The sequence below is a fragment of the Zoogloea oryzae genome (assembly GCF_030161255.1).
Taxonomy (GTDB): domain Bacteria; phylum Pseudomonadota; class Gammaproteobacteria; order Burkholderiales; family Rhodocyclaceae; genus Zoogloea; species Zoogloea oryzae.
The window spans coordinates 1-967 of sequence record NZ_BSPX01000224.1; the positions used below are offsets into that span (position 1 = coordinate 1).

At 67.2% G+C, this 967-nt stretch carries 2 protein-coding genes; both read right to left on the reverse strand.

Annotation, left to right across the window (positions count from 1 at the left end; translation table 11 throughout):
• Positions 1–192: 192 nt before the first annotated feature.
• Complete coding sequence (tnpB, locus tag QQK25_RS23140; protein ID WP_284190069.1) at positions 193–522, reverse strand: IS66 family insertion sequence element accessory protein TnpB; 330 nt, start codon at positions 520–522, stop codon at positions 193–195.
• Positions 519–896, reverse strand: coding sequence for an IS66-like element accessory protein TnpA (tnpA, locus tag QQK25_RS23145; RefSeq protein ID WP_284190070.1), 378 nt, complete (start codon positions 894–896; stop codon positions 519–521). Before tnpA ends, tnpB begins: the two co-directional genes overlap by 4 nt.
• Between the last annotated feature and the right edge of the window lie 71 nt (positions 897–967).

Below are 967 nucleotides of genomic sequence, written 5' to 3' on the forward strand. Positions count from 1 at the left end.
TTGTGCAGCGAGAGCTCATGGGTGAGCTGGTCGATCTTGCTCTGGCGCCAGATGAGCTCCCGGTCCTGCGCGATGACCAGCTGGCGCAGGGCGTCGGCGTCCAGTTCGTGGAGGTTGGTGGGGAGAGCCATGCGCAGATCATGCCTCCGGCACGTCCTTGCGCCCATTCGGGCATCCCCCGATGGTGCACCGTCAGGTCATTCGAATCACCCCGTCATTCCGCAGCTGCTGCCAGGGCAACCCCAGCTCCAGGGCGTCGAACTGGGCTTGGGAGAGCGTCAGCGAGCCGTTCCCCGTGGCCCAACGGAAGCGCCCTTGGTGGAGTCGCCGGCAGGCGAGCAAGATCCCCTGGCCGTCGTGGATCAGCACCTTCAGCCGCGTGCCGCGCCGGTTGGCGAAGAGGTAAGCATGATGCGGGCGCGCCTCCCCAAAGACCTGCACCACCTGGGTGAGGAGCGTGTCCATGCCCGCCCGCATGTCGAGCGGCGCCACCGATAGCCACAGCGCCTCGACCCGGATCACCCGAGCCACTCGCGCAGCCAGGCACCACAGGCGGCGGCCGAGGATGCGGGCCAGTCTACCGTGACCACCGCGGAGCCTTTGCGAAGTTCCAGGCGGATAGGGGCCTCAAGGCTGGGGGAACGCTGCACCGGGACGAAGGCGCCCATCGGCTCGGAGGCCGCCGCACGTAAGGGCAGACAGGACAGCTCGGGTGGCTCGATGCCCCGCTCTCGCATCCAGCGCCGCAGCTGGTTGGCGTTGATCCCGTTGGCCAGGGCCACGTCGGCGACTGACGCGCCGGGCTCGCCGCAGGCTTCGATCAGGGACTGTTTGAATGCCTCAGAGTGGGTGCGTCGGGTACGGCGGGGCTGGGTGATGGTCATGGAAGTGTCCACTTCTAAGCGTAGTGGACACTATGGTTAGCGAGCTAAGCGGCTGGGGGAAGGTGAGTTTGCCGGGGGCTTAC